This window comes from Microvirga medicaginis, from assembly GCF_052658925.1.
Map to the genome: position 1 here is coordinate 50,953 of NZ_JBQWEL010000020.1, position 17,848 is coordinate 68,800.

The 17,848-nt window shown below is 61.6% G+C and carries 14 protein-coding genes and 1 pseudogene; 13 read left to right on the forward strand and 2 right to left on the reverse strand.

The features are described from left to right. The first annotated feature begins 283 nt into the window (after positions 1-283). The gene (locus ACUXUR_RS21010; protein ID WP_445504310.1) at positions 284-565 is read left to right on the forward strand and encodes a hypothetical protein; all 282 of its coding nucleotides are present in this window, start codon (positions 284-286) and stop codon (positions 563-565) included. 212 nt (positions 566-777) lie between these two features. On the opposite strand, the gene ACUXUR_RS21015 is transcribed toward ACUXUR_RS21010, so the two are convergent. Then, positions 778-1,020: a DUF6894 family protein gene (locus ACUXUR_RS21015; protein ID WP_445504311.1), complete on the reverse strand. Its 243-nt coding sequence runs from the start codon at positions 1,018-1,020 to the stop codon at positions 778-780. 262 nt (positions 1,021-1,282) lie between these two features. Here ACUXUR_RS21015 and ACUXUR_RS21020 point away from each other — a divergent pair, with 262 nt between their 5' ends. From ACUXUR_RS21020 to ACUXUR_RS21060, 9 genes and pseudogenes are all read left to right on the forward strand, one after another. Further along, the gene (locus ACUXUR_RS21020) at positions 1,283-2,023 is read left to right on the forward strand and encodes a Crp/Fnr family transcriptional regulator (RefSeq protein WP_414472874.1); all 741 of its coding nucleotides are present in this window, start codon (positions 1,283-1,285) and stop codon (positions 2,021-2,023) included. 181 nt (positions 2,024-2,204) lie between these two features. After that, entirely contained in the window at positions 2,205-2,441 is a 237-nt protein-coding gene (locus ACUXUR_RS21025; protein WP_445504312.1) for a hypothetical protein, read from the forward strand. A gap of 430 nt (positions 2,442-2,871) precedes the next feature. Further along, a pseudogene (locus ACUXUR_RS21030) lies at positions 2,872-3,073 on the forward strand (IS5/IS1182 family transposase); the annotation flags it as partial. 218 nt (positions 3,074-3,291) lie between these two features. Further along, positions 3,292-3,642 carry a HigA family addiction module antitoxin gene (locus ACUXUR_RS21035; protein WP_414472876.1) on the forward strand — a complete coding sequence of 117 codons (351 nt, stop codon included), beginning with the start codon at positions 3,292-3,294 and terminating at the stop codon, positions 3,640-3,642. Beyond that, complete coding sequence (locus ACUXUR_RS21040) at positions 3,632-5,128, forward strand: ATPase domain-containing protein (protein WP_445504313.1); 1,497 nt, start codon at positions 3,632-3,634, stop codon at positions 5,126-5,128. Before ACUXUR_RS21035 ends, ACUXUR_RS21040 begins: the two co-directional genes overlap by 11 nt. A gap of 2 nt (positions 5,129-5,130) precedes the next feature. Further along, complete coding sequence (locus ACUXUR_RS21045) at positions 5,131-7,881, forward strand: PAS domain S-box protein (RefSeq protein ID WP_445504314.1); 2,751 nt, start codon at positions 5,131-5,133, stop codon at positions 7,879-7,881. A 69-nt stretch (positions 7,882-7,950) separates the two neighbouring features. Next, the gene (locus tag ACUXUR_RS21050; RefSeq protein ID WP_414472879.1) at positions 7,951-8,088 is read left to right on the forward strand and encodes a hypothetical protein; all 138 of its coding nucleotides are present in this window, start codon (positions 7,951-7,953) and stop codon (positions 8,086-8,088) included. Positions 8,089-9,095: 1,007 nt separating this feature from the next. After that, positions 9,096-9,416 (forward strand): hypothetical protein, encoded by a 321-nt coding sequence (locus tag ACUXUR_RS21055; RefSeq protein ID WP_445504315.1) that lies wholly within the window; start codon positions 9,096-9,098, stop codon positions 9,414-9,416. 721 nt (positions 9,417-10,137) lie between these two features. Then, positions 10,138-10,578 (forward strand): Ivy family c-type lysozyme inhibitor, encoded by a 441-nt coding sequence (locus ACUXUR_RS21060; protein WP_445504316.1) that lies wholly within the window; start codon positions 10,138-10,140, stop codon positions 10,576-10,578. A 673-nt stretch (positions 10,579-11,251) separates the two neighbouring features. Here ACUXUR_RS21060 and ACUXUR_RS21065 read toward each other — a convergent pair. Continuing rightward, complete coding sequence (locus ACUXUR_RS21065) at positions 11,252-11,749, reverse strand: PTS sugar transporter subunit IIA (protein WP_445504317.1); 498 nt, start codon at positions 11,747-11,749, stop codon at positions 11,252-11,254. Between the two features lie 504 nt (positions 11,750-12,253). On the opposite strand from ACUXUR_RS21065, the gene ACUXUR_RS21070 reads away from it, so the two are divergent. From ACUXUR_RS21070 to ACUXUR_RS21080, 3 genes are read left to right on the forward strand one after another with little or no spacing between them, the layout of a single operon-like run. Further along, the gene (locus tag ACUXUR_RS21070) at positions 12,254-13,003 is read left to right on the forward strand and encodes an ImuA family protein (RefSeq protein ID WP_445504318.1); all 750 of its coding nucleotides are present in this window, start codon (positions 12,254-12,256) and stop codon (positions 13,001-13,003) included. Next, positions 12,921-14,420 carry a Y-family DNA polymerase gene (locus ACUXUR_RS21075; protein WP_445504319.1) on the forward strand — a complete coding sequence of 500 codons (1,500 nt, stop codon included), beginning with the start codon at positions 12,921-12,923 and terminating at the stop codon, positions 14,418-14,420. The genes ACUXUR_RS21070 and ACUXUR_RS21075 overlap by 83 nt, the downstream gene beginning before the upstream one ends. Continuing rightward, on the forward strand, positions 14,417-17,671 hold the full coding sequence (locus ACUXUR_RS21080) for an error-prone DNA polymerase (RefSeq protein ID WP_445504320.1): 3,255 nt from the start codon (positions 14,417-14,419) through the stop codon (positions 17,669-17,671). Before ACUXUR_RS21075 ends, ACUXUR_RS21080 begins: the two co-directional genes overlap by 4 nt. Positions 17,672-17,848 lie beyond the last annotated feature (177 nt).

The window sequence follows — 17,848 nt, forward strand, 5'->3', positions numbered from 1 at the left end:
GGGCCAAGCCCCGGCGCAATTTCATGTCTTGCAAGATCCAACAGGCCGGAGGTTTTCCGGTATAGAGGCGCAGAATTGTACGAATAGTGCGCTAAGGCCGAGCTCGTTTGAGTTTTCACACAGGCTCGACCCACTCCGGACGTTCCCGGAGCAGTTCTCCCGTCAGGGTCCATGTTTCATAACGTCCCGTTCCGAGAAAAAGCAGTTACAGGGCACAGTTCTGCATTAGGTTTTTTAGAGGGCGCATTAAACGGCTTCCATCCTGGTGCCTACGTGCTCCCCAATGGTGACCGATCCCGGGCAAGAGGAGGAGATGTCTGTCTTGTCGAGATTAGCAATCGCGGCTGCGTTGGCACTGGCAGCGACCACCTCCAGCGCTCAAAATGCTCCATCCGGACAATCGCAGGCTCCTGCTGCGCCGAGCACAAATGGAACAAGGCCATTCCTGTTTGATGGACGGATGAAAGGTGATGGTATCCGGCAGGAGAAGCAGATGGGAAATCGACACCCCAACGCTGGTGCCATCATCGTGCCGCCGAAAACGAGCCAGCCTGAGCGCAAATGATGCGCTCAGGCCTCCGTTTATGACGGTCCTGACCCTAGGGAGCTGTGCTGGCCCGCGGGCCGGCATTCGCGAGGATCCAACTTCCGATCATTCGCTTCCAAAGAATGGGTTAGAATAACCCTTTGCTCGCTAGTATAAGGAGCCGCTGCGAAATTCCTCCGAATGCGCTGAAAAGACACCTTATCCGGTTCCAAAAAGGCGCCTCTGCGAAATCATGAGGTTTCGCGGCTCAGCTCTTCCAGGGAAAAGCGAAGCCTGAACAAGGCCTGTCCGGCGGCATCGGTAACCTCCATGTGCCAGTCGGAACCCATCCAGGAGTCGACGCCGTTACCCTGGATGATCTCACCGACGGTCTGAACGGCTTCCTGGCGCGCCTCCTCAAGCCCTGGAAGCTCAGTTCCCTCGGTGTCGGGCTGGGCGAATCCGTTGAAGGTATGGAAGAAATAGCGAGGCATCTTGAACGCTCCTCTGCCGACAGGCGGGAGCACGGGGATCTCTCAGCCACCAACGCCTGGATCATCCATGCTGGTGATAAGCGTCAACGGCAAACGATTGCATTTGTTCGGGAACGACATTGTCAATTTGCGGTTTCAGACCGCTCTCAGGCCTTGCTCAAGATGCTTCCAGCCATAAAAATCAAGCATCGCCAGCAATTATACCTCGGGAGCTGGCGGCTGAGAGACATGCTCTCCCGCCTGATCACACTGGGAGGCTGTCATGGATGCCATCCACCCTCACACCATTGCGCTGATCCGCAAGCTGGAGAGCATCGCCCGGCTCGCGCCGGCGGAGAAGGCAGCGCTCCAGCGCCTGCCGCTGCGGCTGAAAACGATTGCGGCCGACCAGGACATCGTCAGCGAAGGCGACACCCCCTCCGAGTGCTGCTTGATCGTCGAGGGCTTTGCCTGCCGCTACAACGTCACGGCCCAGGGCAGGCGACAGATCCAGTCGTTTCACATCAGCGGCGACATCCCGGATCTCCAGAGCCTGCACCTGAAGGTCATGGATCACAGCCTGGGCACATTGATCCCTTGCAAGCTCGCCTTCATTCCGCATGACGACATCCGCAGCCTCATGCGCAATCACCCTCGGCTGAATGACCTGTTCTGGCGTGACACCCTCATCGAAGCAGCCGTGTTTCGGCAGTGGGTGGTCAATGTCGGCCGGCGCCCCGCGCGGACCCGCATGGCGCATCTGCTGTGCGAGCTCTTGGTGCGGCTGCGAGCGGTCGAGCTGGTGGAGGACCATGTCTTTGACCTGCCGGTCACCCAAGGAGAACTGGCGGATGCGCTCGGGATCTCGAACGTGCACGTCAACCGGGTGCTCCAAGAGCTCCGGAAAGAGAGCTTGATCTCCCAGCAGGGGACAACCCTGAAGGTACTGGACTGGGAAGGCCTGAAATGGGCAGGCGAGTTTGATCCGACCTACCTGCACCTGGTGAAGAAAGAGGCGCTCTGACCGGCAGGAGGGTTTCCAGCCCGCCCCGGATCGTTCCATACAGTGCTTATCGAAATTCGCGGCCCCGCTTGGACTTTGAAGCGGCAAGAGCGCATAGTCCAACCATCACTGGCCAATCCGAACCCGTGGGCCCCGGTGACTGAGAGAGACGTGCGCTCCCGCCTGCGAAGCGAGAGATGCCATGGACCTCTACCAGCACCGTGAACAGCTCGCCAAGATCGATCAGCACCTTGGCGAGTGCGAGAGGCGTGTGGGCGATCAAGCCGCGTATGTCGAGCAGTTGCGCAAGGATAGCCAGGAAACGGCTCTAGCCATGCGACTGCTCCAAGCCTTCGAGCAGACCCTCGAACAGTTGCACATTCGCCGACAACTTATCCTAGGTACCATCACCCGAAAATCCACGCTCCCTTGGACCTGATCCCTGAACGGAGCGAGCCGCCTCTTCAGCCAGGATCTGGTGCGACCGCCAGATGGCTCTCCTGGAGAACCTGATCTGCTCCCAAACCCAGACCTGTTCGGCCTGTTGAGCTTTCAGGATCTGCCACATCTCGGCAGGGGGACCAAACGGATTATGGTTGCTCTCGGCCATGAGAATACCCATCAAATCAAGCCAGTTCTCCAGCCTAAAATATGGCACTCTGCCAACCTTTCCATAAACGCCGTCCACATGCGGCCTTCCGCAAAATTTTTGCCGTAAGTCATTGATGGTACAGGACGCAGCGGTCTCCACACCAGGAAGGTCTCAAACTGGCACTCCCTAGATCAGAGAGCTTGGTCCACTTTGGCGCTTGAGGCAGCGTGGAAGCGCGCTGATCCGGTAGACTTTTCACCGGATCCAGGAGGCCACGGTGGCGCGCTTCATCGAAGGCAAAGACCGCCGGCAGGCGCTGCTCCTCCCAGGGGCCGAGACGACTATGTCACTCGAGACAATCCGGTGCGGGTGATTGACGCCTTCATTACGAACTCGATCTCCAGGCTCACGACTTTGCCCGGGTTCAGCCTGCCGCCCCAGGGCGGTCCGCTTACCATCCGGCCATTCTGCTCAAGATCGCGCCAAACAGCTGACGTTCGTTGATCAGTTGGGCCGTGGAATATTGCACCCAGGCCGGCCCTCCGCCTCCTATAATCCAAAGGAACAGAGAAGACTGGGCATTCGAAACGGCTATCAGGGCGGACCGACAGCTCGATCATGCAAAGATCAGCATCAGCCCTTGTTTTCGGTGGCCTGTCGCCCATAACGCTACAGTCGGCTTAACCAAGGCAAGCGCATGCCCCGCTCCCGCGACGCCCTTCCGGTGCCTCCGACCCATCCAGGCTGGATCTTACGTGATCGGGTTCTGCCGGGCCTTGGGCTCTCCGTCAGCCAAGCGGCCCGCGAGCTTCGCATCGCCCGTCAGACGCTCCATCGTGTTCTCGCCGGCACGGCTGCGATCAGTCCCGAAATGGCCACGCGTCTGGCCCGTCTCTCGGGCACGGCACCTCACTTCTGGCTCGACCGCCAGCAACAGTACGACCTCTGGCACGCGGAGCAGGCGCTCACCGGCGTACTCGGGCTGATCCCGACTCACACTCTTCCGGCTGCTATCCAGGCCGAGATCGGACTAAGTTATGAACACTAAGCCTCAGCGGTCTCCGAAAGCGCGGACCGGGGTTGCGGGTCTGGACGATATCCTCGTCGGGGGCCTGTCCCCCGGGCACGTCTATCTCCTGGAGGGCAGCCCCGGCACCGGCAAGACCACCATCGCGCTCCAATTCCTGATCGAAGGTGCCGAGGCGGGAGAAACGGGGCTCTACATCACCATGTCCGAAACCGAGCGGGAGCTACGCGACGGGGCGGCCTCGCATGGCTGGGCTCTTCGCGACGGCATTCAGGTGTTCGAACTCGTGCCGCCGGAGAACCTTCTCGACGAGGAGCACCAGCAGAGCCTGCTGTACTCGTCGGATCTGGAGCTGGGTGAGACCACCAAGGCCGTATTCGAGGCGATTGACCGAAGCCAGCCGGTTCGGATCGTGATCGACAGCCTGTCCGAAATCCGCCTCCTGGCGCAAAGCTCCCTGCGCTATCGCCGTCAGATCCTGGCGATGAAGCACTACTTCGCGAAGCAGGGCGCGACGGTGCTGATGCTGGATGACCTCACCACCGACACGAATGACAAGACGGTTCACAGCCTCGCCCATGGCGTGATCCGCCTGGAGGAACTCGCGCCCAGCTATGGAGCCGAGCGCCGCCGCCTGCGGGTGATCAAGTATCGTGGCCAGGCGTTTCGGGGCGGCTTCCACGACTTCACTATCGCACAAGGGGGCGTCCAGGTGTTCCCGCGCCTCGTCGCCGGCGAGCACAAGACTGGTTTTGACCGCCATGTGCTCACGAGCGGCATAGGGGAACTCGACGCCCTGCTGGGTGGTGGCATCGAGAAGGGCTCCAGCACGTTGATCATGGGGCCTGCGGGGGCAGGCAAGTCCCTGCTGGCCGTCCAATTTGCCGTTGCCGCTGCCGCGCGAGGCGAGAAGGCGGCCTTGTTCATTTTCGACGAGGAGCTTGGTCTGCTCATCGACCGAGCCAAGCTGATGGGCATCGATCTGGACGCGTTATGTGCCAGTGGCAACCTGTTCATCGAGCAGGTTGACGCCGCCGAGCTCTCGCCTGGAGAGTTTACCCATCGGGTTCGGGCTAGGGTGGATGGCAACAGCGTGAAGACAGTCGTCATCGACGGCCTCAACGGGTACCAATCCGCCATGCCGGACGAGAGCTTTCTGGTCCTGCACATCCATGAACTGTTGCAGTACCTGAACCGGCAGGGTGCCTCGACCTTCCTGACGATAGCCCAGCACGGACTTGTCGGCGACATGAAGTCCCCTGTCGACGTCACCTATCTCGCTGACACTGTGATCCTGCTGCGCTACTTCGAGGCTTTCGGGCAGGTCCGGCGGGCGATCTCGATCATCAAGAAGCGGTTCGGCACACACGAAAACACCATCCGCGAGATCCGCATCGACAGCCGGGGCATTGCCATCGGCGAAGCCCTGGAGGGCTTCCAGGGGATCCTACGCGGCACCCCGGTCCTGGCCGATGGCGAGCGGGCCCGGCTGCTCGAAGACCGCTGATCATGAGCGATACACTCCAATCCCGTTCGGAGCGGGCGCTCATCTTGGCTCCGCATGGGCGGGACGCCACTGTCGCGGTCCAGATTCTGGCAGCCGCTGGGATCGCGGCCGAGATCTGTCCCGACCTGCCCGCGCTCGTGCTCGCGATAGGGCATGGCGCGGGCTTTGCGATCGTGACCGACGAAACGCTGCGGACCGCCGATCTCAAAGAGCTGTCGCGGTGGCTTGCCCAGCAACCACCCTGGTCAGACTTTGCCTTTGTCGTCCTGACGCTGCGGGGCGGCGGTATCGAGCGCAACCCAGCCGCGAGACGCTACCTTGACGTGCTCGGCAACGTCTCGTTCCTGGAGCGTCCCTTCCACCCAACCACCCTCGTCAGCCTGGCCGGCACGGCGCTGCGTGCGCGCCGACGGCAATATGAAGCGCGGGCACGGCTCGAAGCCTTGCGCGAGAGTGAGGCGCGCTATCGCAGCTTGTTTGAGAACATCGACGAGGGCTTTTGTATCATCGAGTTCCTCAACGGACCTCACGGCCCCCTGAGCGACTACATCCATATCGAGGCAAACCCAGCCTACTCCATCCATGCCGGCATCCCGAACGTCGTGGGACAAAAGGTGCGCGAGATGGTGCCCGACGAGGCGGAGGCCTGGGTGGCGCTCTACCGCCGCGTTCTGGAGACCGGCGAGCCCACCCGCTTCGAGCGGGAGCTCGTCGCCACCCGGCGTTACCTGGAACTGGCCGCCTTCCGCGTCGAGCCTGCGAGCCGGCGGCAGGTCGCGGTGGTTTTCCGGGACGTCACGGCCCGCAAGCAGGCCGAGCTGGCCCTGCGCGAGAGCGAGGCTCGCCTGCGGGCCCTCAATGCGGACCTTGAACGTCAGGTGGATGAGCGCACGCGGCAGCGCAGCCGCACCTGGCAAGTCAGCCCAGACCTCCTCGGCGTCGCGAATGCCACAGGTTATGTCACGAGCCTAAACCCGGCCTGGGAGCAAACCCTCGGATGGACGCAGGAGCAAATCGCTCGGACACCCTTCGTGGACCTGCTGCACCCGGATGACATCGGGCCAACGCTCGCTGCCTTCGACAAGCTCAGGCAGGGTGAGCCGGTGCTGCGGTTCGAGAACCGCTACCGCGCGAAGGACGGATCCTACCGCTGGATCTCGTGGGTCGCTGTTCCCGAGGGCGAGGAGTTCTATTGCAGCGGGCGTAACGTGACCGTAGAAAAGGAGCAGGCTGCTGAGCTCGCCGAGCGCAGGGCTGAGCTTGACCGGCTCTGGACCTTGTCCGAGGATATGCTGGCGCGCGCTGATTATCAGGGGATGATGTCGGCCGTCAGCCCGGCCTGGACGCGAGTGCTGGGATGGACCGAAGCGGAGCTCCTGACGCGACCTTACGCAACGTTCATGCATCCCGATGATATGAACCGGACACTGGCGGCGCTCGCGCACATGAGCGAAACCGGCCAGCCGACGCGGTTCGAGAACCGCATTGCGACCCAGAATGGCGACTGGAAGCCCATCGAGTGGACCGTTGCGCCTGAGGCGGAGGGTGTCAACTTCATCGCTGTGGGGCGTGATCTCAGCATTGTGAAAGCACGGGAGATGGAACTCGCGGTCGCACAGGACGCGCTGCGCCAGTCGCAGAAGCTGGAGGCGGTGGGCCAACTGACGGGCGGTGTGGCGCATGACTTCAACAACCTCCTCACGATCATCAAGAGCTCGACCGACCTTTTGCGTCGCCCCAACCTGGCCGACGAGCGCCGGCGTCGCTATGTGGACGCAATCTCTGATACGGTGGACCGGGCATCGAAACTGACCGGCCAGCTTCTCGCATTCGCACGCCGGCAGGCGCTGAAGCCCGAGGTGTTCGACGTGCCCAAGCACGTCGAAGCCATTACTGACATGTTGCGCACGGTGGTGGGGGCGCGGATCCAGATCATCACAGAGGTCGATGCCCACGACTGTTTCGCTCAAGCCGACGTGAGCCAGTTTGAGACGGCGCTGATCAACATGGCGGTGAACGGGCGCGACGCCATGAATGGCGAAGGCAAGCTTAATGTCACGGTGCGCAGCATGCCCATGTTGCCGGCCTTGAGGGGCCATGCCGGCAGCCCGGGACCGTTTGTGGCGGTGTCCGTCAGCGATACCGGTGCCGGCATTCCGGCCGACAGGCACTCCCAGATTTTCGAGCCCTTCTTCACCACCAAGGACATCGGCAAGGGGACAGGTCTCGGCCTGTCCCAGGTCTATGGCTTCGTCAAGCAATCGGGCGGCGACGTTGCGGTCGTGAGCGAGACCGGACACGGCGCGACGTTCACGATCTATCTGCCTCAGGTCGAAGCAACGCCGGAGGAGCAGGTCGTTCAATGGGACGAGGCGGCAGGCGTATCGGCGGAGGGACGGGGGCGGCGGGTTCTAGTCGTTGAGGATAACGTCGAGGTGGGGCGCTTCTCCACGCAGCTCCTCCAGGATCTCGGCTATGAGACGACCTGGGCGGCCAATGCGCGCGAGGCGCTCGAACTCCTGGGCGAGGTCGATGGCTTCGACGTGGTGTTCTCGGACGTGGTGATGCCTGGCATGGGCGGCGTGGAGCTCGGCGAGGAGATCCGCCGCCGGCGCCCTGGCTTGCCCGTGATCCTGACGTCCGGCTACAGCCATGTGCTGGCTGAGGAAGGCCGTCATGGCTTCGAGCTCTTGCACAAGCCTTATGCGGCTGAGGAGCTGTCCCGGGTGCTGCGCCGGGTGACACGCCGTTGACCGGCAATCTTCCGGCCGGTTTTCGATCTCAACCTTGATCCTGCACCTGGAGAGCGATCAGGCCGCCGCATGAGCATCATCCTTCAGCCCGTCCGCGTGGCGACCGGCTCTGGCGAGGACGGCATGCTGGTCCGCGATGAGGAGCAGCGACTGTTGGCGGTGTTGACCCGCATTTCGGACGAGAGCGACATGGCTCCGGGGCAGTGATAGCTGGAGGCACGCTTCGGTCGGCTGGATGGGCTCAACCATCCGACCTTTGCCGATTTAGATGCAGCCCTGCTTTGGATCGGCCAGCGCCTCACCGGGGCTCAGTCAGCGGTCTCCGCGAGAATGCGCGTTGGCGCACAGGTGTGCCCGCCGAGTTCACTTCCTGATCCGCCATTTTGGACGGTCGTGGTGCCGATGACCACCATAGGCATGCGGACGGCCTCGATCGTAGCGACGAACGAGCCGCCAACATGCTGAAACGCTTCGACTCGATCTTCCGCTCGTCACCGAAAGATGTCAGCGGGTATTGAAGCAAGCTTCGATTGATCTCGTTCCCATTGCGGCTCAGCTAGGATACCCGCTTGCCACCGGCCGGTTTCGCCGGAATGCTGCCCTTGCCTTGGTTCACGAAGGAAGAGGCCGGGCTCGGGTTCTTGGGCTTGTCCTGCTTCGGCTTCTTTGCTTCACGGTTGCCGCGCTTTTCGCCTCTGACCTTGGGGTACCTCCGTTGTCAGTCAGGTTCTGGAAAACTTGTCTCAGCCGTGGGGTAACCTGTCGAGCAGATGATCGAAGTCGGCCAGCACCCGGTCGATCAGTCTGCGGCGACGCAGGTCGGGCGCATCCAAATTCCGCGCGAGCAGACCCAGCAGATAGCGCGCCTTCTCGGCAGCCTCCGGCCAGTCTGGCCTGCCTCCTGAACAGTGATCCTCCCTGAAGTATGACTTTTTAGCCTGAGGGAGGTCATGGAAATACCAGTCAACCTAAACCGGATGTCACTGGATTAGGAGGAGGGCTCAGCTATGCCGTATCCCCATATCACGCCGGAACTGGAAATGTCGCATATTGGCACTCCTCAGAAGAAGCGCGTTGTTCCGCTCGTCCGGCGATAACGGACATTCGCGTAGGGCAGGGGGCTTTCAGAGCCTGAGCCGTCCTCTTGACACGCAGGTAGGCTGGCCAGACATTCGCTCGATCATCCCAGCCCGGCTTGCATCGAGGGCACTGCTATGACGATCGACATTGACCAGCTGACCGAGGTCGAGCTCATCGATCTCAACCACCGCATCGTCGAACGCCTGCGCTTTCTCGACCAGATGCGTGCCCATGTGGAGATGCTGGAGTTCAAGATCGGTGACCGGGTCACCTTCCAGCCGCCCGGCCAGGGGCAGCTTGAGGGCATGCTGACGCGCTACAACAAGAAGACCGTGACGGTGATCACCGATACCGGGCAGAGGTGGAACGTCTCGCCCGCCGTCCTCCGCAGGGTCAAGCCGGCCAACGACACCAACACCGCTGGATCCAACGTGGTCCTCCTGAATAAGCGCTGACGCGACTCGAGCGGGTTTGTGACATATCGGATTGTGATTGGCGGCCGCGACCGAACCGTCATTGATCAGCTCCGTTGCAGTCACCTGAAAACGGCACATTTCCCTATCGGCCCGATGTCTGAACAAGATCCGATGTGCTCAACGAGACGTTCTTATGACCGTCATCCTGGGACGCCAGCATAGGATCTCTGCTGGATTTATCGGTTTGCACGGAATGACACGCATGCGCGCGTGCCTGTCTTCGATCGCAGTCTCATCGATAGGACAGACAGTAAGCGCCGCTCGAGTGGTACCCGCTCGGACAGGAGCCGGTTTTCGGGATCGCGTGTTTCGCATTCGTGTAGCCGAGGCAATAATCGCTCGAGCTGTGATAGCCGGACGGGCATGCGCCGACTTTTGGCAGAGCCGGCCGCGGGTTTCTCGAATACGGCAGACAGGCGCCGCCGCTTGAGTGATAACCTGAGGGACAGGTGCCGACTTTTGGAACGGCCTGGGCGTAAACGTCAGAGGCGGCCATCGCCATCATCGGGCTCGTCAGAAGGACAGCGCATAAACGGCGGGCGGTGAACTCGAACAGTATCATCGACATCGGCATTTACTCTATCGAAAGCTTGGTTCGGTGGATCTGGACTGCAGCGTAGACTGAGCCCGCGGCCTGGATAAAGTCCTGGTCGATCCGTGCCACGGCCAATACGCCGGCACGGGATCGGGAGGGGCGGCAATGGCACTTCGGTTTCTCGGGCACGCTCTTGGCGTCAGCCTTCTGGTCGCCGGGTCGCTTCTGTGCGCAGAGATCTCCGTGCAGGCTGCCTCGCCTGGCCTGCCTGCTTACCCATGGGACCTGCGCAAGAAGATGCCGGTCCACTACCAGGCCTATCTGAAAATCCTGCCAGCCGGGTTGAAGCGCACAGCCTGGTTCGGCCGCTTTGATGGAACCGGCATGCCGGTTAAGCGGGTGACGGTCGACGGCAAGGCGTACTTTGCAGGCGGGATCTGTAAGCCGCATGACTGCGCCGACAACTACCTTACGTTCTTGATCACAGCTGATGGATTGCGAGCCGTGGCGATGGTGAAGGCAGCGGAGACAGTAGGCCGGATCGTGGAGCTCGGAAATCCGATGACGGCTGAGCGCGAGTTCATGGCGAAGGAGTTTCAGGAGTGAACCGGCCCGTCGCTGAAACAAATGGTTTCAGGTGCCGTCGCCGACGTGGCTCCATCTCCTGGATCGACGGCAAGCTGCCCGGCATGGGGGAAGAACGACCAGAATGCTCCGTACCCTGACGAACTATGCTCTCCAAGAAGGCCTACTTCTTGGGCTCGCCCTCGGTGTTCGGCACCACAATCTGATATCTAGTTGCAATATCTCAGCGTGAACGCGCTTATAGCAGCGTTGAGCCACTTTGTGGTCCAGGTAGGGAATTATCAGGCGACCCCAAGTTAGTCCTGTCCTGGTGGCTCTAAATAGGTCGGCATTTTCCCAGACCGACCTTTATCGCTGACAACGATCTCACCGGCTCCTCAGTTTGAGACCGTCTCAAGCGGATCACCGCGAAACCGCAGCCTGCTCCACGCCATTTCCCCCAATTGGGAGGAATGCCATCCGTCCATTCTTCCCATTTGGGGCATGGATCCAAGAATGGTGGTGAGATGGAGAATTATGGTAGCCGAAATGGTCCGTGATGGAGATCCATTCCCCGCGCCTCGCCATGTCACTGTCCATTTCAGCCACCATATCGTCCTCCATTGTCACCATCGGCTCCCATTACTCGCCATCCGGAAATGGAGAGCCTTTCCGGCAACCTGTAAGGGGAACCGGCCAATCTCGCGCTACCTCGTCAGGTTCCGGAGGATCTCATGTCCCTTTCGGCAACGCCCGCATCGCTCCGAACATCGCTGACGAGCACGGCGTAGAGCGTCTCGGTATCGCTTGCTGACCGAAGGCGTGCGGCGACATCGCCCTCCCGAAGGCGTCGCGCCACACAGGAGAGCGCCCGCAGGAGTGTCCTGTGGTCATCTTCGGGGGCGAGGATCATCACGACGAGATCGGCGGGTACGCCGTCGACGGCTCCGAAGTCAACAGACGGCTGAAGCCGCACGAAAAACCCTATGGGAGCATCGACTCCCTCTATTGTCGCGTGCGGGATTGCCATCCCACGACCGAGGCCGATTGTCGTGCTGTCCTGTCGCTCGAGAAGGGCATCGAACACCTTGCCGGGGTCGAGATTGACCACAGCGGCCCCGATACGGGCCAGCTCCTTCAGGACGGCGTGCTTGTTCGTACCGGGAAGGCTTGGGATGACCCGGTCAGGCGCGACGAGATCCGCAATTTTCATGATGTTAGTGTCCCCCAAGGCAAGCCGAGCCGCGCGAGAGCATGGCCGCCATCCTGTTTGTTTTTTTAGTTAGGTTGCCCAGATCGATGTCCCACGCGCCATCTCGGGTCCCTGAAATCTGTTTGGTGTCTGCCCGCCCAATGTCGTGTCCGTGGCCAGTTCTCGATGAGCATCGATATGCGCGGCAGTGTCGTCACATCTGCCTTCGGATCAAGGCATCTTTAGGATGAGCTACGATGGAGAAGGAGGACGATCGGTGACAGGCAAACGCAGATCGCCTCCAGATGCGTGACCGCCTCATATTGATTGCCATGGTCAGGCCCTCAAAGGCCATCACTCGGGCGCCCCACAAGCGGGAATCTGTCGCCGAGCCGCGGATGAATGGTTCCAAGTCCCGTTCCTCCCCGCTATCCACAGACCGGATCCGGCAACTGTCATTGACTCTCTGCGTTGGCTTATGTTCCTGCTTTGTTCTATTTTGTCGTAGAGGGGTCAACATGGATCATGCGTGCCAGTCGCGAGGTCATCGAGGACTTGCGGCGTCGGATCGACCGGTTTCATGGAGGCTCGCCCTCGCGCAAATCGCTCCCCTTCGGCATCGCCCCGATCGACCGCCATTTGCCTGCCAAGGGACTGGCGTTAGGCGCCCTGCACGAGGTGATCGAGCATGGTCCGGCCGCGGAATTCGCGGGGACCGCCACCTTGTTCACGGCCGGCATTCTCGCCCGCCTCAAAGGTCCGGTTCTCTGGTGTCTAACCCGCCGGGATCTGTTTGCCCCCGGTCTCATGCAGGTGGGCCTTCACCCAAACCGGGTGATCTTCGTCGAAACCCATCGCGACGCCGATGTCCTGCCCCTGATTGAGGAGGGTCTGCATGAGAAGGGCCTCGGCGCTGTCGTCGGGGAGGTCACAAAGCTTGGCCTGACGGCATCCCGGCGCTTGCAACTCGCCGCCGAGGCCTCAGGCGTCACAGCCTTGTTGATCCGACGCTGGTGGACCCTCGCGCAAAAGGACCTGACGCACCTTCCGACAGCCGCCCTGACGCGATGGCGCATCACCCCTGCAGTGTCTGAGAGCATGCCTGCCGATGGTCTCGGGCGTGCCCGCTGGCAGGTCGGTCTGATGCGTTGCCGCGGTGCTGAACCCTGTTCCTGGATTGTGGAGGCCTGCGATGCGCAGGGTCGTCTCGCTTTACCTTCCGACCTGGCCCACGGACCGCATCCGGCGCAAGTTCGAAAGCCCGCCGCCGGATAAGCCGCTCGTCACCGTCCGTACGACGGGGTCTCGCCGGATCATTGCCTCCGCCTGCCAAGCCGCGCGGCAATGCGGGTTGGTTGAGGGAATGCCCGTCGCCCAGGCACAAGCTCTGGTTCCGGATCTGCACGTCATGGATGCGGATCCGGAGGGTGAATCGAAGTCCCTGCTGGAGCTCGCCAAGTGGGCGATCCGCTTCTCGCCCGTTGTCGCGCTCGATTCTCCAGACGGCATCTGGATCGACATCGCCGGCGTCGAGCACCTGTTCGGCGGCGAAGAGGCATTGCTCAAGACACTGATCGCACGATTAGAGAGCAACGGTATTCGGGCCTGTGCTGCCATTGCCGATGTGCCAGGAGCCGCATGGGCCGTAGCACGATACGGGAAGGGTGGGATCATCCCACCGGGTCGAGCTGTCGATGCAGTCTCTTGCCTACCGGTGCAGGCACTCCGGCTTTCGCCACCTACGATCGGCGCCATGCATCGTCTCGGAGTCGAGAGGATCGGGCAGCTTGCGGCGATGCCGCGAGCTCCGATGGTGCGCCGGTTTGGGCGGGAGGCCAGCCTGCGGCTCGATCAGGCGTTGGGCCATGCGGCCGAGCCGATCAGCCCGATCATTCCGGACGAGACAACGGTGGCCACCTGCATCTTCGCAGACCCCATCGCCCGCTTGGAAGACCTCAAGCTCGTGGTGCGCCAGTTATCTGAGGAGGTCTGCCGGACGCTCGTCAAGAAAGGGCAAGGGGTCAGGCGCCTGGACATCGTCTTCCGCCGTGTCGACGAGAAGGGTGCTGCCCTTCGGGCCGGCACCGCCAGAGCCACGCGAGATCATGCCCATCTGGCGAAGCTGTTCGACGACAGGCTCGAGACGATCGATCCGGGCTTCGGCATCGAGGAAGTGGTGCTGATCGCCAGCCGGACAGAACCTCTCGATGCAACACAGATTGTTGCCTGCGGCCTGGACGAGGCGGAAGAGGAGGCCGATATCAGCCGCCTGGTCGACCGGCTGACCGCCAGAGTGGGGGTGGACCGGGTGTACCGTCTGGCCCCCGTCGAAACCCTTGTTCCGGAGCGAATGGCCGCGAAGGTGCCGGCGCTGTCTCCGCCAGCGCGATCGGCCTGGCCGGACGGTCTGCCGCGGCCCACGCGCCTGCTCGATCCACCGGAAGGGATCATCACGACGGCCTTGCTGCCCGACTATCCGCCGGCCGCCTTCATCTGGCGGCGGGTGCGGTACAAGGTGATCAAGGCCGATGGACCGGAGCGCATTACATCCGAATGGTGGCTGGGCGACCAGCACAGGACGATCCGGGATTACTACCGGCTCGAGACCGACAAGGGCGCCCGGTTCTGGGTGTTCCGTGACGCGCCTTTGAGCGAGGGCGGCCGCTGGTGGATGCACGGGTTCTTCGCATGAGCGTGTATGCCGACCTGCAGGTCACGACCCATTTTTCGTTCCTGCGCGGAGCGTCGAGCCCGGCTGAATTGTTCGAGCAGGCCAAATCGCTCGGGATCACGGCTTTGGGCATCACCGACCGCAATTCGTTGGCCGGGATCGTTCGCGCCTATGAGGCCTCGCAGGAAACAGGCGTGCGCCTGGTCGTCGGTTGCCGCCTCGATCTCACCGACGGCACATCGCTCCTCGTCTACCCCATGGACCGCCCGGCCTATTCGCGCCTGTGCCGGCTGCTGAGCATCGGGAAAAGCAGAGGCGGGAAGGGGAAGTGCTTTCTCACCTGGGACGATGTCGCCCGATGGAACGATGGCCTTCTCGCGATCCTGCTGGGGGATGAGGCCAATGACACCCTCACAGTGAACCTCACCCGCCTCAAGACGACCTTCGGCAATCGCGCCTATATGGCTCTGATCCGGCGCTTTGCTCCAAACGAGCACCTGCGTCTCTATCACGTGGAGGAAGCCGCAAGGGCTGCAGGTGTACCGACGGTGGCGCTCGGCGACATCCTCTACCACCATCCCGACCGGCGTCGGCTCCAGGACGTGGTCACCTGCATCCGGGAAGGCTGCACGATCGACACGGCCGGCTATCGCCTGGAACGGAATTCGGACCGGCACCTCAAGGATCCCGCCGAGATGCGGCGTCTCTTCGAGCGGCATCCGGAGGCTTTCCGCCGGATCCAGGAGGTGCTGGATCGTTGCAGGTTTTCTCTCGACGAGTTGCGGTATCAATACCCCACCGAAACGTGTCCCGGTGAAACCGCCCAGGAGAAATTGGAGCGCCTGACTTGGGATGGAGGCAACCGCCGCTACCCCGACGGCATTCCCGATGGGGTCGCTGGGACAATTCGACATGAACTTTATCTGATCGAGGAGCTGGGGTACGCACCGTACTTCCTGACCGTCAATGCAATCGTCCAATTTGCCCGAAGCCGGGGCATCCTGTGTCAGGGGCGGGGCTCGGCCGCCAATTCTGCCGTTTGCTATGTCCTCGGCATCACCTCGATCAATCCTGTCGAGCACGACCTCCTCTTCGAGCGTTTCGTCTCCCAAGAACGGCGTGAGCCGCCAGACATCGACGTCGACTTCGAACACGAGCGGCGTGAGGAGGTGATCCAATGGATCTATGACACCTATGGCCGTCACAGGGCTGCCCTGACCGGGGTGGTGATCTGCTATCGTGCCCGAGGCGCCGTGCGTGAGGTCGGCAAGGTCATGGGCCTGCCCGAGGACGTGACCTCGAGCCTCGCCGGTCTTGTCTGGGGATGGGGCAGGGACGGCGTATCAGAGAAAGAGGCGCAGGAGCTCAACCTCAATCTCAGCGATCCGCGGCTCCGGATGACCCTCGAACTGGCCTCGGAGCTGATCGGAGCACCCCGGCATCTCTCCCAACATCCGGGCGGGTTCGTTCTAACCCGTGAGCGTCTTGATGACCTGGTGCCGATCGAGCCCGCGGCGATGGAAAACCGGCAGGTGATCGAGTGGGACAAGAACGACATCGACACCCTGAAATTCATGAAGGTCGATGTGCTGGGCCTCGGCATGCTCGGCTGCATGCGTCGCGCCTTTGACCTCCTGCGTGATCACAAGGGCGAAAACCGGGACATCGCGACAATCCCGATGGATGACCGGAAAACCTACGCCATGATCCAGCGGGCGGATACCGTCGGCGTGTTCCAGATCGAAAGCCGGGCCCAGATGGCCATGCTGCCGCGGATCAAGCCGGAAAAGTTCTATGACCTCGTCATTCAGGTGGCGATTGTCAGGCCAGGCCCGATCCAGGGCGACATGGTGCACCCTTATCTGCGCCGGAGGGAGAAACGCGAGGCGCCGGAGTACCCCCGACCCGAGCTCAAGCGGGTTTTGGAAAAAACACTTGGCGTACCGCTGTTCCAGGAGCAGGCGATGCGGGTGGCCATCGAATGCGCCGGGTTCACACCATCCGAGGCCGACCAGCTCAGGCGCGCCATGGCGACCTTTAAGCTGACCGCCGGCGTGACCAAGTTCCGGGACAAGCTCGTCCGGGGTATGACAGCCCGGGGCTATGACGCCGAGTTCGCAGAGAGGACATTCAAGCAGCTCGAGGGCTTTGGCTCCTATGGCTTCCCGGAAAGCCATGCAGCGTCATTCGCTAAGATCGCCTACGCCTCGTCCTGGATGAAGTGCCACCATCCGGACGTGTTCTGCTGTGCCATCCTGAACGCACAGCCGATGGGTTTCTATGCGCCCGCTCAGCTGGTGCGGGACGCCCGCAATCATGGGATCGAGGTAAGGCCTGTCGACATCAACCTTTCACGATGGGAGTGCACTCTGGAGCCGATGGGTAACCCACGCCGCTTTGCCGTTCGGCTGGGATTTTGTTTGGTGAGAGGCCTTGCGAATGCCCACGGCGGCATGATCCCGATCGCCCGAGGGGATGATCCTTACACGTCAATCGAGGACCTCTGGCGCAGAGCCGGAATATCCGTCTCTTCCCTTGAGCGCCTGGCGGACGCCGATGCGTTCGGATCGCTGCAGATCAGCCGACGAGACGCTCTTTGGGAAATAAAGGGATTGTCCGATGAGCCGTTGCCACTTTTTGCAGCGGCAGACGAACGCGACAACCAGATCCGGCCGGAAGGGCACGAGCCAAAGGTCGACCTAACGCCAATGACCGAAGGCCGGGAGGTCGTGGAGGATTACCGTTCGAAGGGGCTGACGCTCCGGCAACATCCGCTGGCGTTCCTACGGGCTGAGCTAACGGCCCGAAAAATTCGCAGCTGCGCTGACCTGAGACAGGTCCGGGACGGCCGCAGGGTGGCCGTGGCAGGCCTTGTTCTGGTGCGGCAGAAACCGGGCTCGGCGAAAGGCGTGATGTTCATGACGATCGAGGATGAGACCGATGTGGCCAACGTCATTGTCTGGCCAAACCTGTTCGAGAAACATCGGCGCTTGATCCTGTCCTCAAGTATGATCGGCATCAGAGGACGTCACCAGCGAGAAGGTGGGGTGACGCACCTGATTGCTGAAAACCTCGTTGATCTCTCGGATCTTCTGCGGAGCGTCAGCGAGCGCGACAGCTTTTCCATGCGGCATGGGCGCGGCGACGAGGCGAAGATCGGGACGCGTGACCAACTACGCGAGGGCGCGAAAGAAGTCCCGAAAGCCCCGGTTGATATCGCTCATTCGAGAGATGACGTCGGGTTGCGGTTCAAGACGCGGCACTTTCACTAGATCGTCGAAAGGATTCTTCACGGAGCAAGCCCGCCTTAAAACACTAGCGAGTGTGATTTCGATCGCTGTCATACGATAGAAAATGGGAGGGGCAGCCTCATGAAGCGGTAAACAGTAAAGCTGATACCTAATAAAAAGAACGCTCAATGTCGTTTATAGTTTTTGGCAAGGGCCACG